Here is a 19,433-nt window from a genome sequence, read left to right as displayed (position 1 = left end):
CGCTAGAGCAGTGCGGACAGGCTGCGGAACAGGAACAGCGCACCGAAGCCGAAGAACACCGCGATGCTGAGCGGCCGGTCGTGCTCGATCATCCATTTCTTCACGGCCGCGAGGCCGTCCTGCGCCCGCTTCCCGAACGCCACGTAGATCCCGATCGGCACGAGGAAGTCCAGGGCCGCCGCGAGCAGCAGCAGCGCCGTGCCCGTCACCGCGGTGGCCGGGGTGGTGTCGGCTGCGGCGATGACGGTCATGCCGGAGATCATGATCGCGAGGTTGGGGTTGACGATGGAGAGCGCCGCGCCCATGACGAAGGCCCCACGCGGTTTGGCGTTCGTGAGTTGCTGCATCCACTCCGGACCGGTGTCCGACGGTGTCCGCTTGCGTAACAACTGCGCCACACCGAACGCGACGAACACCAGGCCCACCCCGAGACCCGCCCAGTGGCTGATCGACCCGGACCGCGCCGTCTCGTGGGTCGCGCCCCCGAGCAGCGCCGTGATCCCGATCGCGGTGTACACGATCATGAAGGCGCCGAAGAACGCGAACGCGTTCGCCAGCGCGCGTTTCGTCTGCAGCAGTAGCACGCACCCCGCGATCGCCGCGGGCGTGATGATCATTCCGGCCAGTTCCGGAAGCAGTTGCCCTATCAGTCCGCCCATGTCGTCACCTCTCTGCGGAATCGGTCGATCTCGGACGGTCGGCCAGCGCCAAGACCGCATCCTCGACGTTCGCGAAAATCCTTCCCTCGGACTCGTATTCACGACCGATCACCGTTCGACGCACGGTGGCGAGGTTCTTCCGCGGCAGAGATGCGTAGTACACCTCGGTGCCGGCGTCCGACAGTTCCTTGGTCAGGTCGACGAAGCTGCGCATCACCGTCGTCGTCACCTGCGTCAGCCGCGAGCAGTCGATCACCAACGTCGTCGGCCGGATCTCGCCGACACGCCGACCGACCTCGCGGGTGTTCGCGCGGACGTTCGCCGTGTACAGGCCGGAGTCGATCCGCAGCACCAACGGGTCCGACGCGACGGGGGGTGCGTCGGGCTCCAGCGCGCGCCAACCGCCCTCGACGTTCCGGGTCAACTGTGAGACGTGCGGCCGGTTGAGTTCACGCAGAACGAGGTACAGCGTCAGCAGCACACCGGCGAGGACGGCCGGCAGCAGCCCCGCAGTCAGGCCGATCACCGCCGTCACGGTCGCGATCCAGAGCTCGACCCGGTTCACCCGCCAGTACCGCGCGAACGATCCGAGGTCGACGAGCCCGAGCGTCGCCACCACCACCATCGCGCCGAGCGTCGCCTGCGGCAGGTCACTCAGTACCGGGGCCAGGAACAGTGCCACCAGCACCGCGAGGACCGCGGTGACGATCCCGCTCAGCTGGGTGCGGGCACCGGCCCGCAGCGCGACCGCGGTCTGGGAGAAACCGCCCGCGGGCGGCAGTGTGTGGAAGAACGAACCCGCCACCGACGCAACCCCGTTGGCGAGCAGCTCGCGGTCGCTGTCGATCTGCGGCTCCTCGGAGCGCCGCACGCCCCGCGCCACCGCGACCGTTTCGAGGAAGGCCATCACCGAGATCGCCAGCGCGCCCGGCAGCAACGCGCCGACGTCGTGCAGGGACGGGATCCCGGGCAGCGGAATTCCGCGCGGAACCTCCGCGATCAGTTCGACGCCTCGGTCCTGCAGTCCGGTGAACGCGATGAGCGCGATGCCGATCGCGACGACGACGAGCGGACCGGGCACGCGGGGCACGAACCTGCTCATCGCGACGAGGGCCGCGATCGACGCCACCGACAACGCGACGGTGGCCCCGTTCGCGTCGCCGAGTTGACCCAGCACACCCCCGAGCACGTGCAGGAACCCGGAGGCGTCCGGATCACCCGGCACCCCGAGGAGCTTGGGCAGCTGACCGGCCGCAACTGTCAGACCGACACCGGCCTTGATCCCGGACAGTGTTGCCTCGCTGATGTTCTCGATGATCGCGCCGAGTTTGAGGACCCGCGCGGCGATCAGGATCACGCCGACCATGAGGGTCAGTGTCATGAGCGACGTCTGCGCGTCCTCCGACCCGGCCGCGATGCCCGCACCGATCAGCGTGGACGCGGTGAGCGTCGCGATCGTCGACGTCGTGCTGACGCTCGCGGTGCGCGAACCACCCAGCAGCGCATACACGATCATCGGCACCATGCACGTGTACAAGCCGATCTGCACCGGCATGTCCGCGATCGTCGCGTACGCCATCGCCTGCGGGATCACCACGGCGCCCGCGCTGACCCCGGCCACGACGTCGGCCCGCAGCCAGGCCTTCCGATAGCCGACGAGCGTCGGCGCGAACACTGCGGTCATCTCGGCCAGGCTTCGGTCGGCATCGAATCCTCCAGGAGCGGTCTCTACTCCTCAGCAGACCAGGACGGCGGGTTCGGCGGCTCACCCGGGCCGGGTGAAGCGGACGTGCCGACGACCATCCGAATATGTCCACTCCCCGGCCCACCGGGAGCCGACCGCTCGGCGACTCGCGGTTCCCTAGATCAAGTCCTGGGGCAGTGCAAAACGGCCCGCAACCGCAGTGGCCGCCGCAACCGCGGGCGACACCAGGTGTGTCCGCCCGCCAGGCCCCTGCCGACCCTGAAAGTTGCGGTTGGTCGTCGATGCGCTTCGTTCTCCGGCACCCAGCCGATCGGGGTTCATGCCGGTGCACATCGAGCATCCCGATGTGCGCCACTCGAATCCGGCACTGCGGAACACGACATCGAGGCCCTCGTCCTCGGCCTGCTTCCGAACCCGCATCGAACCAGGCACGACGAGCGCCCGCACGCCGTCCGCGATCCGGCGCCCGCGCAGCACCTCTGCTGCCGCACGCAGATCCTCGATCCGACCGTTGGTGCAGGAACCGATGAATACTGTGTCGATCCCGATGTCTCGCATCGGCGTTCCCACGGTCAGCCCCATGTAGTGCAGCGCCTCCGCGGCACTCGCCCGCTCCCGAGGGTCCACGCAGGCTTCCGGATCCGGTACGACACCGTCGACCGGAACGACCTGACTCGGGTTCGTGCCCCACGACACCGACGGAGTCACGCCGGCACCGTCGAGTTCGAGGTGGCGGTCGAAGACCGCGCCGTCGTCGGTCGGCAGTGAGGACCAGTACCGCACCGCGTCGTCCCAGTCGCGGCCCCGGGGAGCGAACGACCGCCCTGCCAGATAGGAGAAGGTGCGCTCGTCCGGAGCCACCAGTCCGGCGCGTGCACCCGACTCGATCGCCATGTTGCACAGTGTCATTCGTCCCTCGATCGACAGCGCCTCGATCGCCGGTCCGCGGTACTCGATCACGCATCCGGCGGCACCGTTGGGCCCGAGCGCCGTCACGACGGCCAACGCGAGATCCTTCGAGGACACGCCCTCACTCAGTTGCCCGGTCACCTCGACGGCCAGGGTTCGGGGCCGGTGCAGGGCAAGGGTCTGAGTCGCCAGGACATGGCCGACCTCGCTGCTGCCGATACCCATCGCGAGAGCGCCCAACGCGCCGTGCGTCGACGTGTGCGAGTCGCCGCACACGATCGTCATTCCCGGCTGGCTGAGGCCCTGCTCGGGTCCGATCACGTGGACGATCCCCTGTCGCGGATCACCCATCGCGTAGTTCGGAACCCCGAACTCGGCGCAGTTGCGGCGGAGCATCTCCATCTGTTGTCTGCTGGCCGGATCGTCCACCGCACCGCCGATCCCGAAGGTGGGGACGTTGTGGTCCTCGGTGGCGATGGTGAGGTCCGGACGGCGCACTGCTCGCCCCTCCGCACGCAGAGCGTCGAATGCCTGCGGCGATGTCACCTCGTGCAGGAGGTGCAGATCCACGTACAGGATGTCCATGGGCTGTCCGGGCACACCGGCAACGACATGGTCGGACCAGATCTTCTCGACCAGCGTGCGCGGGTTCACGAGACGATTGCCGCAGTCGGGCTGCCACCGCCTGGAACCGTTGCGAGATCCAGTTCGGCCTGGAACTGCCTGGCACCCTCCACGATCCAGTTGTCGTACGAGGTATAGAGGAACCGGGCGCCCAAGGATACGAAACGATCCACCTGTCCGGGCGCACAGAACGTACCGGCGGCGACACCACTGTCCGCAATTCTCGACACCGCGTGGTCGATCGCCTCGGCCACATCGGGATGGCCGGGATCGCCCTGGTGCCCCATTGCCTGAGCGAGGTCGTTGGGCGCGACGAATACGACGTCGATCCCCGGCACCTCGACGATCTCGTCGATGTTGGCGAGGCCCTTCGGATCCTCGAGCTGGACGACGAGGACGGTGTCCGCATTCTCTCCCTCGAAGAAGTCGCGGACGCCGTAGGAGCGGCGCCCGCGGGAGACACCGCGGCGACCCTGCGGAGCGAACTTCGCCGCCGCCACCAACTCCGCAGCCTCGCGCGCGGTCTGCACCTGAGGAACCACGATTCCGTGTGCGCCGAGGGTCAACGCGCGCGCCACCAGAGAGGGCTCGAGCGTTCGGACCCGGTACATCATGGCCATGCCCCAGAGCTCGCATGCGCGACTCACGTCACCCATCGCATCCCAGGTCGCCGGCCCGTGTTCGCCTTCGAACCAGAAGCCGTCGAAGCCGAGCTGGCCGACGAAGTCGGCAGTGTCGGCGCGGCCGGAATGACCGGCCGCGACGACCGCGACTCCCCCGCCGTCGAGTCGCCGGCGAACCCGATTGCCCCGGCGAGGGCCGAATGCCGAATCTGTTTCGCGTGTCATCTCTTCCCTCTCACGCCATGGCAGTGGGCCGGCGGGACATGTCGGTGTGTTCGAGCTGGGCGTCGACCAGCCGTGCCAGGTACCGGGACTTGACCTCGGCATACTCGGGATCGTGCCAACGGTTCAGCAGTTCACCGGGATCGTCCGCGTACAGGAACAGTTCGCCGTCGTCGGTTCCCCGGTAGACGGTGATACGACCGTCGTCGTCCACGAGGGTCCGCATCTGCAGCGGACCACAGCCCGGCAGCAGCTCGAACATCTGGTCTTCCTCGATGTAGATCCGGTCCCGGACCGCCGTTCCCGTGTCCTCCATGACACCGGTGAGGCTCCGGCCGTGGATCCCCGCGTATCCCTCCACACCCGCCAGCTCGAGCAGCGTGGGTCCGATGTCGAGTGACGACGCCAGTGCGTCCGACACCCCGGGCGCCGCACCATCCGGCGCCGAGATGACCAGTGGCACCCGCACGCATCCCTCGTAGTGCAAACCGGCCTTGAGCATCAACCCGTGGTCGCCGAACATGTCGCCGTGGTCGCTGGTGATGACGACGATCGTGTTGTCCCGGACACCGGCCTGCGTCAACGCGTCGAGTACCGTCCCGACCGCATCGTCGATGAAGGTGATCGCGCCGTACTCCTTTGCCGCCGCTTCGCGGTACTGCTTCTCCGTCGGAGCGAACGGCGACATCGGACCGCGCTGGCTGCCCTTGTGCTTGACCTTGGAGCGGATGTGCGGCATCGACGCCTCGTGCGGGTCGTCGAACGTCGCCGGCAGTCGCACGTCCGCGGGCGAGTACAGGTCGTAGTACTCGCCGGGCGGCGTGAACGGGTGATGCGGGTCGGGGAAGGAACACTGCAGGAAGAAGGGCTGTCCGCTGTCGGCGGCTGAACGGATCAGCTCGGCGCTACGACGGCCCACCCACGCCGTCGGGTACACATCGGCAGGCATCGCCGGCCGGTAGATCTGGTCCCACTCGCCGGACATCTCGGTCGCGTGGTCGCCGCCACGGCGGTCCGGATCGAAGCCTTGCTCACGGAGCCAGTGTTCGTAGTGTCCTCCGCAGTAGTCGGAGTGATCGATCGCGAACTCCACGTGGTCGAACCCGTAGTAGTCCTCGGGTACGTCCACCCAGCCCTGCCGGTGGAGCGCGAGGTCCTCCCAGCGGTCCCAGTCCGGCCTCCACTCGCGCTCGACAGCGTCCTGTTCGGGTGTGCCGGCGCGTGCGCGCGCGGCGAGCTCGGGTTGATGACCGATGTTCTGGAAGTGCGCCTTCCCGACCAGCATCGTCCGATATCCGGAGGACCGGAGGGAGCGGACGAAGGTGTTCGCATCAGGATCCAATGCGATGCCGTTGTAGCGGGTGCCGTGCGACGACGGAACCCGCGACGTGAGCATGCTGGCGCGGTTCGGCATACAGATCGGGTTCGCGACGTACGCGCGGTCGAATCGGGTACCCCGCGCTGCGACGGAATCCATGTTCCCGGTACGGACCACCTCGTTGCCGCCGAAGCCGACGTGGTCGGCGCGCAACTGGTCCGCGATGATCAACACGATGTTCGGCATGCCGGGATCGTTGTCTGCCACGTTCATGAAACCGCCCTCTCCTGCCCCACCCAGAACTTCTCCCGCAAAACGCGTTTCAAGATCTTCCCGGTCGCGTTCCGGGGGAGCTCATCGACGAACTCGACGCTCGTCGGGCACTTGAAGCCGGCCATCCTCTCGCGGCACCAGGCAATCACAGCATCGGGCTGGAGGTCCTCCTGGCCGCGCTCGACGACAACGGCATGGACACTCTCACCCCACCGCGGGTGCGGCACACCGATCACTGCCACCTCGCTGATCCCGGGATGCTGGCGCAACAACGCTTCCACCTCGGCCGGGTAGACGTTCTCGCCGCCGGAGACGAGCATGTCCTTCGCGCGATCGACGATGGTGAGGTAACCCTCCGCGTCGATACGACCGATGTCGCCGATACGCCAGAATCCATCCGGTGTCATCGCTGCGGCAGTGGCCTCCGGATTGTTCCAGTAGCCGTCGAAGGGTTCGGCTCCCCGGACCACGATCTCGCCCGGTTCTCCCACCGGCACATCGTCGAAATCGTGCCCGACGATCCGTACCTCCCAGTTGAGTGCAGGCTTGCCGGCGGAACGCAGGTGCGTGGACTCGGGCGTGTGATCGGACGGCTCGAGTGTCGAGATCGGGAAGCCACCTGTCTCGGTGCACCCGTAGTTCTGCCGGAATCGGCAACCCAGGGTCTCGATCGCCGAACGTAGCAGCTCCGGGGAGATCGCCGATGCGCCGTAACCGATTTCGACGAGCGACGACAGGTCCGGGGCCTGATCGCGGCTCCGGATCTCGTCCACGACCATCGATATCGCCGACGGCACGAGGTTCGTGAACTGGATGCGATGCTCGGTGACCGCGTCGACGAACTCTGCTGCGGAGAAGCGACTCTGGATGAACACGCTGGCCCCGATGAACAGCCCGTAGGTGACGTTGGCCAGCCCGGCGAGGTGGAACAGCGGCATCGCACGAAGGTGTCGCGCGCCCTCGTCCGCTCCGGGAACCACCAGTTTCAGGTAGGTCGCGGAAGCGATCATGCGCTGGTTCGTCAATGGGATCAGTTTCGGGACTGCACCCGTCGTGCCGCTCGTGTGCATCAGGACGAAGGGGGTGTCGCCGCGCAGCCGGTGAGCCGGTCGCTCCGGGATCGGCCCTCCGAAGTCGTCCGGCCGTCCCGCGCCCGCCATCACCACGCGAGGCAGGTCGGGCGCGGCAGCCTCGATCAACGGCAGGTCCTCGTCGTCGGTGACCACTGCAGCCGGTGACAGTTCACCGAACAGCGCGCGGATCTCGTCCGGTGACAATCGCCAGTTCACCGCTGCCGGAACGGCACCGACCCGGTTGAGCGCAAGAAGGTGGACGATCCAATCGACGCGGTTGCGGGCGACGATCGCGACGACGTCGTCGCAGCCGATTCCCGTCGCGGCCCAACCCCCGGCACAACGGTCTACCGCGGCAACGAGTTCGGCGTACGTCAGGGAGCGACCGTGATCGTCGGCGAGCGCGGTCAGCTCCGGATGGCGCCGTGCGCGCCATTCGAGCAGGTGAATCCAAGACAACATTGCTGGCTTCCTCCGGTCAGGAGTGCGAACTCGAGGTGAGCGATCGGGAGTTGGTCTGCGGCAGTGTCGGGGCGAGATGACAGCCCACCGAGCCACCAGCGCGCGGCCGCGATGCGGGCACCTCGGTCAGGCAGCGCTCGATCGCGGACGGACATCTCGGTGCGAACGAACACCCCTGGGACGACTCCGTCATGACGGCCGCGGTCACGGAGTCGGCGCGACGGCGACGGCGGCGGGCCTGCTCCTCGGGGTCGAGCGTGGGTGCCGCGTCGAGCAGCATGCGGGTGTACGGGTGGGCGTGGTCGCGGTAGATGTCCTCCGCCGGTCCCTCCTCGACGAGACGCCCGCGGTACATGACCGCGATCCGGTCACTGACGTGCCGCATCAACGTCAGATCGTGACCGATGAACAGGTACGACACACCCGTCTCGCGCTGAATTCTGTTGAGCAGATTGACGACGGTGCTCTGTGTCGAGACGTCCAGGGCACTCACCGGTTCGTCACACACGATGAGTTCGGGTCTGGTCGCGAGGGCCCGCGCGATACCGATCCGCTGACGCTGACCGCCGGAGAAGTCGGCCGGACGCCGCTGGTCGGTCGCTGGATCGAGGCCGACCTGCTCGAGCAACTCGCCCACTCGCAGAACGAGTTCCCGGCGTCCGACGTTCTCGTGCACCCGAATCGGTTCGCCGACGATGTCACGCACCGTCCAGGACGGGTTGAGGGAGGTGGTCGGATCCTGGAAGATCGATTGCACCCTGCGCCGGTACCACTTCGGTACCCTGCCGAACTCGGTGACGTCGTGCCCGTCGAAACGTACGGAGCCCGACTCCGGTCGGAGCAGACGCAACACGGCACGCGCGACGGTGGTCTTCCCGGACCCTGATTCGCCCACGACGCCGAGGGTCTCACCGGCACCCAGTCGGAGTGTGACATCGTCGACGGCGACGAACGGTGGCGGACGCCGGACCAGTCCGGGGCGGCGAAACATGACACGAAGGTTGTCGATCTCGAGTAGTGCACTCATCTTTACCCCTCGACTCGAAGCAGCGGGTTTACGCAGCGCACGAACGCATTCGCGCTTCCACTGGCGGACGGCACTGCCTGCGTGCAGCTCTCGGTGGCGTAGGTGCATCGCGGCGCGAAGCGGCAGCCGGTGGGCCGGCCGCCCGGGGAGGGCACCGAGCCTGGGATCGTGCCGAGTTCCTCACCGCGCGGCCGGCCCTGAGAGCTGGACTCGAGCAATGCCGCGGTGTACGGATGTTGCGGCGCGCGCAGCAGTTCGGCGACGTCACCGGTCTCGACGACCTGGCCGGCGTACATGACGGCCACCGTGTCTGCGAGGTCGGCGACCATGCCGAGTTCGTGAGTCACGAAGATCATGCCCATCCCGAGCTCGTCCTGCAGGTCGCGGAGCAGATCCGCGATCTGCACCTTCAGCGTCACATCGAGTGCGGTCGTGGCCTCGTCGGCGATGAGCAACTCCGGGTCACAACTGATCGCGAGGGCGATCATCACCCGCTGGGCCATGCCCCCGGACAACTCGTGCGGATAACTCCCGTAGCGCAGGTGCGGCTCCCGGATGCCGACCCGCTCGAGCAGGTGAAGCGTCTTCTCGCGCGCGTCCTTTCGGCTCATCCCGGAATGGCAGCGAACGACTTCGGCGATCTGATCTCCGACGGTGAACGCGGGATCGAGCGCGGTCGAGGGTTCCTGGAAGATCATCGACATCCTGGCACCACGGATTCGATTCCAGCCGGAGTTCGGCAGCCCGAGCAGTTCGGTGTCGCCGAGGCGAACCGAGCCTCCCGTCACGTGAGCGGTGGGCGGCAGCAAACCCATCACCGCGAGTGCCGCCATCGTCTTGCCACTACCCGACTCGCCCACCAGACCCAGGGTCCGACCGCGCCGCACGGTCAGCGACACGTCTTCGAGGAGCCTGACGTCGTCGTCCGTGCGCGAGACGTCGACGCCCAGCCCACGTACCTGTAGAACGACCTCCGGGTCGTTCGACGGTTCGACCGCGTCGACCGCTGCACCGCCCGCGGGCGCGACGAGGAGTGGCGCGGACACCTGTTCGGTGCGGCGACGCCGACGACGAACAGTGCGCGGCTCGTCACGAAGACCTGCCAACACCCCGTCCGCAACGATGTTGAGGCACAACACCGTCAGACCGATCGCGATTCCGGGAGGGATCACCAGGAACGGCTGCCGAGCGAGCATCTGTCCGCCCTCGGAGACCATGACGCCCCAGCTCGCCTCGGGCGGTTGTGCACTGAGTCCGAGGAACGACAATGCCGCCTCCGCCAGCAACGCCGCCGCCAAGGTGAGCGACAACTGCACGATCAGAGGGCCGACGATGTTGGGCAGTACGTGCCGCACAAGGATTCTCGACGTTCCGGCACCTGTCACCTGCGCCGCCTCGACGTACACGTGCTTGCGCGCGGCCATCACTTCACCGCGGGTGACCCGCGCGAACGTCGTCGAGAAGATCAAGCCGAGCGCAAGCATCGCGTTACCGATACCCGGGCCCAACGCGGCGATCACGGCGATCGCGACGATCAGGCCCGGCAGTGCGGTGAAACCGTCGACAATGCGCATGACGACGTTGTCGAGCCACCCGCCCACGTATCCGATGACGAGGCCGACCGGCACACCTACGAGGAGCGCGATCCCCGCAGCCTCGAAGGAGGCGAGCATCGCGACACGGCTCGAGTCGATCAGGCGTGACAACGTATCCCGGCCCAGATTGTCGGTGCCGAGGGGGTGGTCGCTCGACGGACCTTCCAGGACCCGGGACAGGTCGGTGGCCTCGGGGTCGTACGGCATCAGATGATCACGGAAGACGGCACAGACGACGATGGCGAGGAGCACAGTGAGTGCCGCCAGCACCACGGGGTCGCCGACGATACGTCTACCGACACGTTCCCAACGCCCGGGAACGCGGACCACGGGGGACGCGCTGGGGGCTTCCTCCGTGGCTCCCGGCATTCGGCCCCTCTGTCGAGTGATGGTCGTCATGGCTTCCTCACCTTGGGATTGAGGTATCCGTAGCAGATGTCGACGAGCAACTGGGCGCACGCGACGCAGATTCCGGTCACCACTACGACGGCCTGGATCACCGGAATGTCACGTTGGTTCACCGCAGCCAGAGCGAGGTCGCCGATGCCCGGGACGCCGAAGACCTGTTCGACCACGACTGCACCCCCGAGCAGGTGCGCGAAGTGGAATCCCAACGTGCTCACCACGGGGCCCAGCGAGTTCTTCAGTCCGTGCTTCCCGATCACTCGGATCGCGGGCAGTCCCATCGCGCGCGCGGTCCGGATGTGCGGCATCTGCATCACCGCGATCATCGACGCACGTGCGTGTCTGGCGATCATCGCGGCCATGACCAGTCCCAGTGCGATACCCGGGAGCACGAGCGACTGCACCCAGCCGGTGAGACTCACGGCCGGCTGGACGTACCCGGTGGCGGGAAGCCAGCCGAGACGGAGCGCGAACACCGAGACCAGGATCAACGCGAGCCAGAACGTCGGCATCGCCAGCGCCGTCGATGCGAGCAGGGTGATGGCGCGGTCGATCCAGGAGCCCGGGCGAAGCGCCGCGGCGGTGCCCGCGCCGATGCCGAGGATCAGACCGATCACCGCGCCGGCGAGCGCGAGAGAAACTGTGACACCGAGTCTTTCGAGGACGACCGGCAGAACCTCACTCTGGTCGATCACCGACCGTCCGAGGTCGCCCTGAACGGCGTGCCCCAGCCATCCGAAGTATTGCTCGAACACCGGACGGTCGAGGCTCAGCTCGGATCGTATCTGCGCCACCTGCTCCGGAGTGGCGGACGCTCCAGCGATGGTCTCAGCGGCATCGCCGGGGATGAGCTGGATCAGGCCGACACTGATGACGGTGATCAACAGGAGCATCGGTACGAGCGCAAGGGCCCGCCCACCAATGAGTTTCGTCATCACCCGAGTCCCGTCACGCAGTCACACCGCGCAGGGACGGGCCCATGACCCATCCCGGCTGCAGTGTGACTCCCTGGACCTTCTCGGCCCACGCCACCGGCGCGTCATCGGTGAACAGATCGATCCACAGAGCCTGGTCCGCAACCTCGGCGAGCATCTTCTGGTAGGCCGCATCCCGCGCAGCCTCGTCCAGCGCCGCCAGCGCTTCGGCATGGAATGCATCGATCGTCGGCGCTACGGTACCGAACGGGTTCTGGGGGCCACCCGGCGCGAGGCGCTCGTTGTACAGCTGTTCCGGGTGCACCTGCTTGATCGGGGTGAGGAAGCCGCCGAAGTTCGTGGATCGATTCTCCTTCTCGAGAGTTCCCGGTTGCACGAGCACGATCTCCATCTCGATGCCGACCGCACGCAGGTACCCCTGCACCGCTTCGGCGATCGGCTTGGTGGGGCCGAACGCCGGGACCGTGAACTTCGGCGACGGGATGCCCGATCGCGCCACGAGCTGTCGTGCCTTCTCCGGGTCGTATCCGTAGGACTGCGGCAACGTCTCCACGTGGAACGGGCTCTCCGGGCCGAAGACCTGGTTGGTCGCGGTGGCCTGACCGAAGAGGTTCGCCTTGACGATCGCGTCGCGATCGATGGCGTACCCGATCGCCTGGCGGATGTCCTTGCTGGCCAGTGCCGAAGATTTCTGCCCACCGACGTCCGCGAGTTGGAGCATCCAGTGGTTGCCGGTCGTGTATTCCAGCACCAGTCCGGCCGAGCTGACCGCATCGACCTGCGTACGGTCGACCTGAGCCATGTCGATCTGCCCCGACCGCAGCGCACCGGCGCGTGCCGCACCGTCGGTGAGCACCTTGATCTCGACCCGGTTCAGCCCCTGATCCGACTTGTCGGCATAGCTGGGGTTCTGGACGTACACGTACGAGACACCCTTGCTCGAGGCGGCGACGTCCAGCATGTAAGGACCGGAACCCACTGGGGCAGAGCCCAAGTCGTTCCCACCGATAGCACTCGGCGCCACGACCATGCCCGCGACGTCCGTCAGCGCGATCGGCAGGGCCGGCGAGGGCGCGGACAACTGCAGCGACACGTGCGCCGGATCGTCCACCCGCACCTCGCTGACACTCGCGAGCGCGGTGGAGGCGGGCCCGGCCGCGGACTTGATGTGCTCGAGGCTGGCCTTGACCGCCTGCGCGTCCAAGGGCGTGCCGTCACTGAACACGCGCCCTTCCGGGAGCGTGAGGTCGAGCGACGACGGAGTCAGCGTGTACTGCGTGGCCAGACCCGCAACGATCTTGCCCTCGGAATCGGTGCGCAGCAGCGAGTCGTAGATCGGATCGAGGTAAAGGCGTTGCCCCTGACCGGGGTTGAGCGCCGGATCGAAGCTCTGGACATCGACCAGAGTGCCGATCGCGAGAGTTCCGTCACCGGCAGCGCTCGATGCCGAGCCGCAGCCGGTCACTGCGCCGGCGAAGGCCGTGGCGGCCAGTCCAACCGCGCCGATTCTCCGACGGGACCATCCATTCGACATAGAGAACTCCACTCGTCTGTGATCGAAGAAAAGCGAATCTGACTTCAGATTTAGTTATATATGTGACCCAGGTCTCTGTCAATGAATGCTTGTGACCGGAGTCTCGCCTTGTGCTGTGCGCCAACGGTTCCCGGCCACACGGCCCGCAGTCAGGGGACGATGTTGCGCAGGGGAAGTCCGTCGGCGAGCCGACGGCAGTTGTCCGCGGCGACGGCGACGCAGCGTTCGAGGGTCTCTGGCGTGAGCCAGGCAACGTGTGGCGTGAGCACGACGTTGGGCAGGCCGAGCAGTGGATTCGACCGACCGACGGGCTCGGCCACGAACGTGTCGAGCCCAGCCGCGGCAAGCCTCCCGGAGGCGAGCGCCGCGTACAGCGCTTCCTCGTCGACCAGCTCGCCGCGAGCGGTGTTGACGAGGATCGCACCCGGCTTCATCAGGCCGAGCCGGCGTGTATCCAGCAATCGCATAGTCGTCCCGTCGAGGGGCAGATGCAGCGAGACGACATCCGATTCGGCCAACAGGTCGTCCAGTGAACGCCACTGCTCTCCAGCAGATTCCGGCCGTCGTGTCGTGTACAGGACGCGAGCGCCGAGCGCCACCAGAGGACGCTCGACCTTCCGCGCGATCTCGCCGAACCCCACCAACCCCACGGTTCTGCCCGCGAGCTCCCCGGTTCGGTCCGCGAGCGACGTGTCCAGCGGCCAACCGGTCCCCGATCGGGTCGACGCGTCGAGCTCGACCGTTCGCCGAAGGGCCGCAAGCATCAGCATCAGCGTCGCTTCAGCGACCGCCTGCGCATTTGCACCGACCATGTTGGACACCGAGATTCCGCGTCGCCGAGCGGCAGCAAGATCGATCGTGTTGACCCCGGAACCCAGCTTCTGGACCAGTCGCAGCCTGGGCGCCTGTGCAAGATCGGATTCCGTAACCGGTCTGAGCACGTGCCACAGGACATCGGTATCCGGAAGCAGGTCCCGATACCGCTGCTCGTCGTGCTCGGCGCACCAGCGCACGTCCAGTCCCGCGAGCATCGGGGCGAGCCGTTCGACCAGCGTGGGCGAACTGTCGAAGTGGAAGAGGACCCGCAACGGTTCCCCCGAGGTCACCGCAGCCACGGCCCCAGTCCCGCGCGCCCGGCGAATCGACCGGAGGCCCCGAGCTCCTCCTCGATTCGCATCATCTCGTTCCATTTGGCGGTTCGCTCGCTACGCGTGACGGAGCCGACCTTGAACCCGCCGCTCCCCCACCCGACCGCGAGGTGGGCGATGGTGACGTCCTCGGTCTCGCCCGAGCGCGCGGACACGATCGCACCCAGGCCCTCGGCCGCGGCAGCATCGAACGCGGCCTTCGCGCGCGTCAGCGTGCCGGCTTGGTTCGGCTTGATCAGCACGCTGTTGACGCTCCGGTCGTCCGCCGCCGCTCGCACCCGCTTCGCATCGGTGACCAGGAAGTCGTCGCCGACGACCTGGACGCGCTCCCCTACCGCGGTGGTGATCGACTGCATGCCGGCCGGATCGTCCTCCGCGAACGGATCCTCGATGGACGCGATCGGGTACTTCGACAGCCACGTCAGCAATTCCGCGCGCCAGTCGTCGCGGTCGAGCACCCGGCCCTCGCTCGCGAGGCTGTAGCCCTCGGCGGTCACCAGTTGGGTCGAGGCCACATCGATCGAAATCCCGACCTGGTCGCCAGGGACCAGCCCGGCACCTTCGATCGCGGCCACGAGCGCGTCGAGTGCCTGGACGTTGGAGTCGAACGCCGGCCACCAGCCACCCTCGTCAGCGACACCCGCCAACCGACCTCGATCGTCCAGCCAACGTCCGCCGGCGCGGTGGATCTCGACGGCCCAGTCGACGGCCTCGGCAAAGGAGCTCGCCCCGTATGGCACGACCATCAGATCCTGCAGATCGATCCGTCCGTGCGCGTGCGCGCCCCCTCCGAAGATCTGGATCTCCGGCAGCGGAAGCTGTCGGGCATCGGGATTCAGGTGCCGCCACAGCGGAACACCCTCGACCGCCGCCGCCGCGTGTGCGGCCGCCATCGACGTCGCCACCGCGGCGTTTCCACCGATCGAGGCGAAGGAACTCGTACCGTCGACGGATTCGAGTGCGGTGTCGATGCCGGCCTGGTCGTCGACGCGACGGCCCAGCAGTGCCTTCGCGATCACGGTGTCGACGTTCCGCACGGCAGTCGCCACGTCCATGCCACCGAAACCCGGACCACCGTCCCGGAGATCGACGGCCTCGCCCGTGCCGGTCGACGCGCCGGCGGGAGCGATCGCGCGGCCGACCCCTACAGGAGTTCGGATCTCCACCTCGACGGTCGGGCGCCCGCGTGAGTCCCAGCGCCGGGCGCCGCGGACGGCAACAATCTCGTGTGAATCTGTCATGGTTCTGTCATCCGTTCGTCGATGTGAGCGTCGCCCAACGCGCGGTGTGTTCGTCGATACTTCGCGCAGGCGACTTCAGGAGGTCTACTGCCGCGACGCGTACTGCGGGACGCCCGTTCTCCTCGTCGAAGTACTCGACGGGGGACATTCCGTCCACGCGCGCGAGGGCAAGCGCCGGCAGGAACGCCAGCACCCGGCGCGCGAGGCCGTCGGAGGCTTCCCAGTCGACGGCTTCGAGGTACGCCTCGAACAACGCGGTGGCCGCCGCGTCGAGCGCACCGCGGCGGCCGGGTAGCCATACCGCCTTGAGCAGCAAATGGTTCAGGCAGAATGCGACGTCGAAGGCAGGGTCTCCCGGCGAGGCGCATTCGGCGTCGAGGAAGATCGGACCCGCATGTCCGGCAAGGATGTTCTTGGGGCTGACGTCTCCGTGGATAACCGTCACGGCCGCGCGCTCGAGGGAAGCGACCGCCTCCGCGAGCAGTGCCGCGTATTCGGGATTCCTCTGGGCAGTGGAACGGAAGTACGGCGTGATGCGCAGGGCCTCGAACAGCGGGCGGGCAGCATTCCAGTCGTCGAGGTCTTCACGCGCACCCGCCGCATGCAATCGCGCGAGCGAGCACCCGACCGCGGCGGCGAAGTCGGCGTCGACATGCCCCTCGATCAGTAGGTCCTTCCAGACCGGGTACCGGCCCGGTTCGAGCCACTCGAGCACCAACACGCCGGTCTCGTCGTCGAACGCTCGCAGGATCGACGGAGGCAGTACCTGCCCCGACATCTCGAGCCAGCGAGCCTCCCACTGCGCCCGTGCCGTCGGCGCGTGCCAGTCTGCCGCCACCTTCAGCTTCGGCAGTGCACGCTTCAGACACACCGGGCCGGTCGACAATTCCGCGCGCCACACGTCGGATGAGACGCCGCCCGTAAGCGGGATACCCCGGACGTCCTCGGCCGGTCCGGCGAGCCCGAGGCGGCGGAGGGCGACAACCAGTTCCCGCGGTACCGAATCCATGAAGTTCGGCCGCGGCGCGGTCACCGTCATCCGAACCGCTTCTCGATCCAGGCGGCCATCAGGTCGGCCAGCTCGTCGCGTGCACCGGGATTGAGGAAGTAGTGGTCGGCATGGAGCTCGTAGGACTCCTTGTCCGCCGACCCGAGATGGGAGACGATTTCCGCCGCATCACTGGGGAACACCCCGGTGTCCGCGTCTCCGTTGACGACGAGCGCGGGAACCGTGACCCGCGCGAGATGAGGCCGTGCTCGGGTCTGCGAGTCTTCGAGGCTCCACAACGACAGCCACGTCCGCAACGTGCACGATGCGGCGATTCCGAAGACGGAACGATTGGTGCGCCGAGGTACACCGACGTAGCAGCGATTCGGCTCACGGTTGGTGGGTTCGATCGTCGGATCCACCATTCTCGGATCTGCCCACGTGCGGTGGACGGAGAAGTGCCGGTCGTGGTAGCCGGCGGCACCGATGCGCGTCAGTTCGTCCTTGACCCACCGGGTGATCCGGTGATTGCGCTCCACCTGGGCGCGTCGGTAGCGGGTCAGGAACTCGGCGTCGTAGGCGGGCCCGTTGTCCGGGTTGAAGAGGTCGAGTGAAGCGTCGGTGGCGACAGGGTCGGACTCGTCGGTCACCGAACCGTCCATCCAGGACGTCAGTACGTCCGGACGCCCGAGATGTGCCGCCGTCGAGATGTAGGCGTCGGCGGCCGGCAGTTCGTCGAGCCCGACCGCGGGACGCATGCCCACGACCGGCGTCACGTTCGGCTCGACCGCTTGGGACTGGTAGACCGACATCAGCGATCCGCCGCCCGAGTTGCCCAGCAACACTACGGTTTCCACACCTGCCACCTCGCGCAGCCAGCGCACGCCGACCCCGATGTCGACGAGTGCATGGTCCAGCAGGAAGTGGCTCTCGTCGCCGCGGAAACGCGTGTTCCACCCGAGGAACCCGATTCCGCGTTCGGCAAGATACGTGGACATGTAGTGCTCGGAGAAGTCGATACCGTAGTGGGTGGCGATCACCGCCACCTTCGGCCGCTTCCCTTCGGCATGGCAGTAGACGCCCTGGCAGGGGTGACCCCCTGCTCCGGCGCGGGTTGCCGTCGGGGACGGCAACCCGACGAACGTGCGGCTGATCTGCATGAGATTCACCCTCCGCTTCCGTCGGAACTAAATCTGACGTCACATTAGTATCACCGCGCCCACAGTATGTCCACGATGGCGAAAATCTTTGCATCTCAATACAACTAGCGAGACCGCTCCGGACCGACACTCCCGACGACGAATGCCGCGAAACCTTCCCCAAAACCTGAACCTGATGTTAGCCTCAGGAAAATCTCGCCCACCCGGCTCCGGGTAGCCCTCGACATGGAAAGAGGATCAATGACCTCCCCGACGAACACGGAGTTCGAGCTCCGCGGCTTCAATCATGTGGCGCTCGTATGCTCCGACATGCAGCGCACCGTCGACTTCTACAGCGGCATCCTCGGCATGCCGCTGATCAAGACCGTCGCGCTGCCCGACGGCATCGGTCAGCACTTCTTCTTCGACGCCGGCAACGGCAACTCGCTGGCGTTCTTCTGGTTCGCCGACAACCACGACGCGGTGCCGGGCATCTCCTCGCCGATCACACTCCCCGGGTTCGGTGAGTGGACCAGTTCCGTGAGCTCGCTCAACCACGTCGCGTTCGACGTGCCCGCGGACAAGTTCGTCGAGTACCGCAACCGACTGAAGGAGAAGGGTATTCGCGTCGGCCCTCTCGTTAACCATGACGACAGCGAGACACAGGTGGCCGAGACGATGCACCCGGGCGTCTACGTCCGATCGTTCTACTTCCAGGATCCGGACGACATCCTCCTGGAATTCTCGTGCTGGCTGCGTGAGTTCACTCCCGACGACGTCTGTCACGTACCTCGCACCGGCGCCGAGCGGGTCGCGAGAGTCTTCTGACCGTTCCCTGCCGATGTCACTGCGTCGAACGCTTGCTCGCCTCGACACCCTCGGCACAGAACCCGATCCGCGATTCACCCTCGCGAACGAGCGCACCTTTCTCGCCTGGGTCCGAACCGGGCTCGCGCTCGTCGCGGCCGGCGTGGCACTCAACGAGTTCGTGGTGCACGGACTACCGGCGCGAACAGCGCACCTGGTAGCGATACTGCTCATAGCGTCGGGCGGAATGCTCGCAGTCGCCGCCGCCGTCCAGTGGCGACGGGTCCAGATCGCCTTGCGCATCGGACGCCCCCTGCCGGCCACACTCGCCGTCCCGGCACTCTCCCTGTTCGTCGCGTGCATCTGCGGCACGGTCCTGGTCGCCACGCTCACTCATGGATAGCCCTGCGCCGGACCTGGCGCAGCGCGAGAGAACGCTGCTTTCGTGGAATCGATTCGTGCTCGCCGTCGGCGCCACCGGCGTACTGGTCCTGCGCCACGGCAGTGCCTCGTCCGGACCGACCCCGATCGCGCTGATGGTGGCGCTCACCGCCGGGTCTGTCATCGGATTCGGCACGATCGCCGATCGTCGGTACCGGCGATCGGTCCGGGACCCCGCCGGCAACCCCCGCGAACTCGACGACCTCGTTCCACAGAGATCGTCCGCCCTCGTCTACACCGCCGCGGCGGTCACCGTCGCCATCGCCGTTGCCGCCCTTCTCATAGTAGTTTCCCGCCCTGGATAG

17 protein-coding genes are annotated in these 19,433 nt (G+C 67.1%); 3 read left to right on the top strand and 14 right to left on the bottom strand.

Going from position 1 to position 19,433, the window contains the following annotated elements:
• Positions 1-2 precede the first annotated feature (2 nt).
• From ACQ5DX_RS26395 to ACQ5DX_RS26330, 14 genes are all read right to left on the bottom strand, one after another.
• Positions 3-659 (bottom strand): GAP family protein, encoded by a 657-nt coding sequence (locus ACQ5DX_RS26395; protein WP_430335417.1) that lies wholly within the window; start codon positions 657-659, stop codon positions 3-5.
• Between the two features lie 4 nt (positions 660-663).
• Positions 664-2,343: a SulP family inorganic anion transporter gene (locus ACQ5DX_RS26390; protein ID WP_430335416.1), complete on the bottom strand. Its 1,680-nt coding sequence runs from the start codon at positions 2,341-2,343 to the stop codon at positions 664-666.
• 177 nt (positions 2,344-2,520) lie between these two features.
• Positions 2,521-3,927 (bottom strand): 3-isopropylmalate dehydratase large subunit, encoded by a 1,407-nt coding sequence (gene leuC, locus ACQ5DX_RS26385; RefSeq protein ID WP_430335415.1) that lies wholly within the window; start codon positions 3,925-3,927, stop codon positions 2,521-2,523.
• Entirely contained in the window at positions 3,924-4,745 is an 822-nt protein-coding gene (locus ACQ5DX_RS26380; protein ID WP_430335414.1) for an HpcH/HpaI aldolase family protein, read from the bottom strand. The genes leuC and ACQ5DX_RS26380 overlap by 4 nt, the downstream gene beginning before the upstream one ends.
• Before the next feature lie 10 nt (positions 4,746-4,755).
• Positions 4,756-6,333, bottom strand: a complete 1,578-nt coding sequence (locus ACQ5DX_RS26375) for a sulfatase family protein (protein ID WP_430335413.1) — start codon at positions 6,331-6,333, stop codon at positions 4,756-4,758.
• Positions 6,330-7,868 carry a class I adenylate-forming enzyme family protein gene (locus ACQ5DX_RS26370; protein ID WP_430335412.1) on the bottom strand — a complete coding sequence of 513 codons (1,539 nt, stop codon included), beginning with the start codon at positions 7,866-7,868 and terminating at the stop codon, positions 6,330-6,332. Before ACQ5DX_RS26370 ends, ACQ5DX_RS26375 begins: the two co-directional genes overlap by 4 nt.
• A gap of 16 nt (positions 7,869-7,884) precedes the next feature.
• Complete coding sequence (locus ACQ5DX_RS26365; protein ID WP_430335411.1) at positions 7,885-8,895, bottom strand: oligopeptide/dipeptide ABC transporter ATP-binding protein; 1,011 nt, start codon at positions 8,893-8,895, stop codon at positions 7,885-7,887.
• A 2-nt stretch (positions 8,896-8,897) separates the two neighbouring features.
• Entirely contained in the window at positions 8,898-10,859 is a 1,962-nt protein-coding gene (locus tag ACQ5DX_RS26360) for a dipeptide/oligopeptide/nickel ABC transporter permease/ATP-binding protein (protein ID WP_430335410.1), read from the bottom strand.
• A 26-nt stretch (positions 10,860-10,885) separates the two neighbouring features.
• On the bottom strand, positions 10,886-11,830 hold the full coding sequence (locus ACQ5DX_RS26355; protein WP_430335409.1) for an ABC transporter permease: 945 nt from the start codon (positions 11,828-11,830) through the stop codon (positions 10,886-10,888).
• Between the two features lie 13 nt (positions 11,831-11,843).
• Complete coding sequence (locus ACQ5DX_RS26350; RefSeq protein WP_430335408.1) at positions 11,844-13,364, bottom strand: ABC transporter substrate-binding protein; 1,521 nt, start codon at positions 13,362-13,364, stop codon at positions 11,844-11,846.
• A gap of 149 nt (positions 13,365-13,513) precedes the next feature.
• A complete protein-coding gene (locus ACQ5DX_RS26345; RefSeq protein ID WP_430335407.1) occupies positions 13,514-14,479 on the bottom strand; it encodes a 2-hydroxyacid dehydrogenase in 966 nt (321 codons plus the stop codon).
• Positions 14,467-15,753 (bottom strand): phosphopyruvate hydratase, encoded by a 1,287-nt coding sequence (eno, locus tag ACQ5DX_RS26340; protein WP_430335406.1) that lies wholly within the window; start codon positions 15,751-15,753, stop codon positions 14,467-14,469. Before eno ends, ACQ5DX_RS26345 begins: the two co-directional genes overlap by 13 nt.
• Positions 15,754-15,760: 7 nt before the next feature.
• Positions 15,761-16,792, bottom strand: a complete 1,032-nt coding sequence (locus ACQ5DX_RS26335) for a phosphotransferase family protein (RefSeq protein ID WP_430335405.1) — start codon at positions 16,790-16,792, stop codon at positions 15,761-15,763.
• On the bottom strand, positions 16,789-17,901 hold the full coding sequence (locus ACQ5DX_RS26330) for an alpha/beta hydrolase (RefSeq protein ID WP_430335404.1): 1,113 nt from the start codon (positions 17,899-17,901) through the stop codon (positions 16,789-16,791). Before ACQ5DX_RS26330 ends, ACQ5DX_RS26335 begins: the two co-directional genes overlap by 4 nt.
• A 240-nt stretch (positions 17,902-18,141) precedes the next feature.
• Between ACQ5DX_RS26330 and ACQ5DX_RS26325 the strand changes: the two genes are divergently transcribed.
• Genes ACQ5DX_RS26325 through ACQ5DX_RS26315 form a run of 3 tightly spaced genes read left to right on the top strand, consistent with a single transcriptional unit; the run spans position 18,142 to position 19,433 of the window.
• Positions 18,142-18,708 (top strand): VOC family protein, encoded by a 567-nt coding sequence (locus ACQ5DX_RS26325; protein ID WP_430335403.1) that lies wholly within the window; start codon positions 18,142-18,144, stop codon positions 18,706-18,708.
• Between the two features lie 13 nt (positions 18,709-18,721).
• The gene (locus ACQ5DX_RS26320) at positions 18,722-19,090 is read left to right on the top strand and encodes a YidH family protein (RefSeq protein ID WP_430335402.1); all 369 of its coding nucleotides are present in this window, start codon (positions 18,722-18,724) and stop codon (positions 19,088-19,090) included.
• Positions 19,083-19,433: a DUF202 domain-containing protein gene (locus ACQ5DX_RS26315; protein ID WP_430335401.1), complete on the top strand. Its 351-nt coding sequence runs from the start codon at positions 19,083-19,085 to the stop codon at positions 19,431-19,433. The genes ACQ5DX_RS26320 and ACQ5DX_RS26315 overlap by 8 nt, the downstream gene beginning before the upstream one ends.

It is taken from the genome of Rhodococcus sp. ACT016 (genome assembly GCF_050477185.1).
Lineage (GTDB): Bacteria > Actinomycetota > Actinomycetes > Mycobacteriales > Mycobacteriaceae > Prescottella.
This window is presented reverse-complemented; position numbering and strand designations above follow the sequence as displayed.

Coding starts and splice junctions, on each gene's coding strand:
- ACQ5DX_RS26320 (WP_430335402.1), top strand. CDS start 18,722: ATGTCACTGCGTCGAACGCTTGCTCGCCTCGACACCCTCGGCACAGAA.
- ACQ5DX_RS26330 (WP_430335404.1), bottom strand. CDS start 17,901: ATGCAGATCAGCCGCACGTTCGTCGGGTTGCCGTCCCCGACGGCAACC.
- ACQ5DX_RS26395 (WP_430335417.1), bottom strand. CDS start 659: ATGGGCGGACTGATAGGGCAACTGCTTCCGGAACTGGCCGGAATGATC.
- ACQ5DX_RS26350 (WP_430335408.1), bottom strand. CDS start 13,364: ATGTCGAATGGATGGTCCCGTCGGAGAATCGGCGCGGTTGGACTGGCC.
- ACQ5DX_RS26390 (WP_430335416.1), bottom strand. CDS start 2,343: ATGACCGCAGTGTTCGCGCCGACGCTCGTCGGCTATCGGAAGGCCTGG.
- ACQ5DX_RS26380 (WP_430335414.1), bottom strand. CDS start 4,745: ATGACACGCGAAACAGATTCGGCATTCGGCCCTCGCCGGGGCAATCGG.
- ACQ5DX_RS26325 (WP_430335403.1), top strand. CDS start 18,142: ATGACCTCCCCGACGAACACGGAGTTCGAGCTCCGCGGCTTCAATCAT.
- ACQ5DX_RS26315 (WP_430335401.1), top strand. CDS start 19,083: ATGGATAGCCCTGCGCCGGACCTGGCGCAGCGCGAGAGAACGCTGCTT.
- ACQ5DX_RS26355 (WP_430335409.1), bottom strand. CDS start 11,830: ATGACGAAACTCATTGGTGGGCGGGCCCTTGCGCTCGTACCGATGCTC.
- eno (WP_430335406.1), bottom strand. CDS start 15,753: ATGACAGATTCACACGAGATTGTTGCCGTCCGCGGCGCCCGGCGCTGG.
- ACQ5DX_RS26370 (WP_430335412.1), bottom strand. CDS start 7,868: ATGTTGTCTTGGATTCACCTGCTCGAATGGCGCGCACGGCGCCATCCG.
- ACQ5DX_RS26335 (WP_430335405.1), bottom strand. CDS start 16,792: ATGACGGTGACCGCGCCGCGGCCGAACTTCATGGATTCGGTACCGCGG.
- ACQ5DX_RS26360 (WP_430335410.1), bottom strand. CDS start 10,859: ATGCCGGGAGCCACGGAGGAAGCCCCCAGCGCGTCCCCCGTGGTCCGC.
- ACQ5DX_RS26365 (WP_430335411.1), bottom strand. CDS start 8,895: ATGAGTGCACTACTCGAGATCGACAACCTTCGTGTCATGTTTCGCCGC.
- ACQ5DX_RS26375 (WP_430335413.1), bottom strand. CDS start 6,333: ATGAACGTGGCAGACAACGATCCCGGCATGCCGAACATCGTGTTGATC.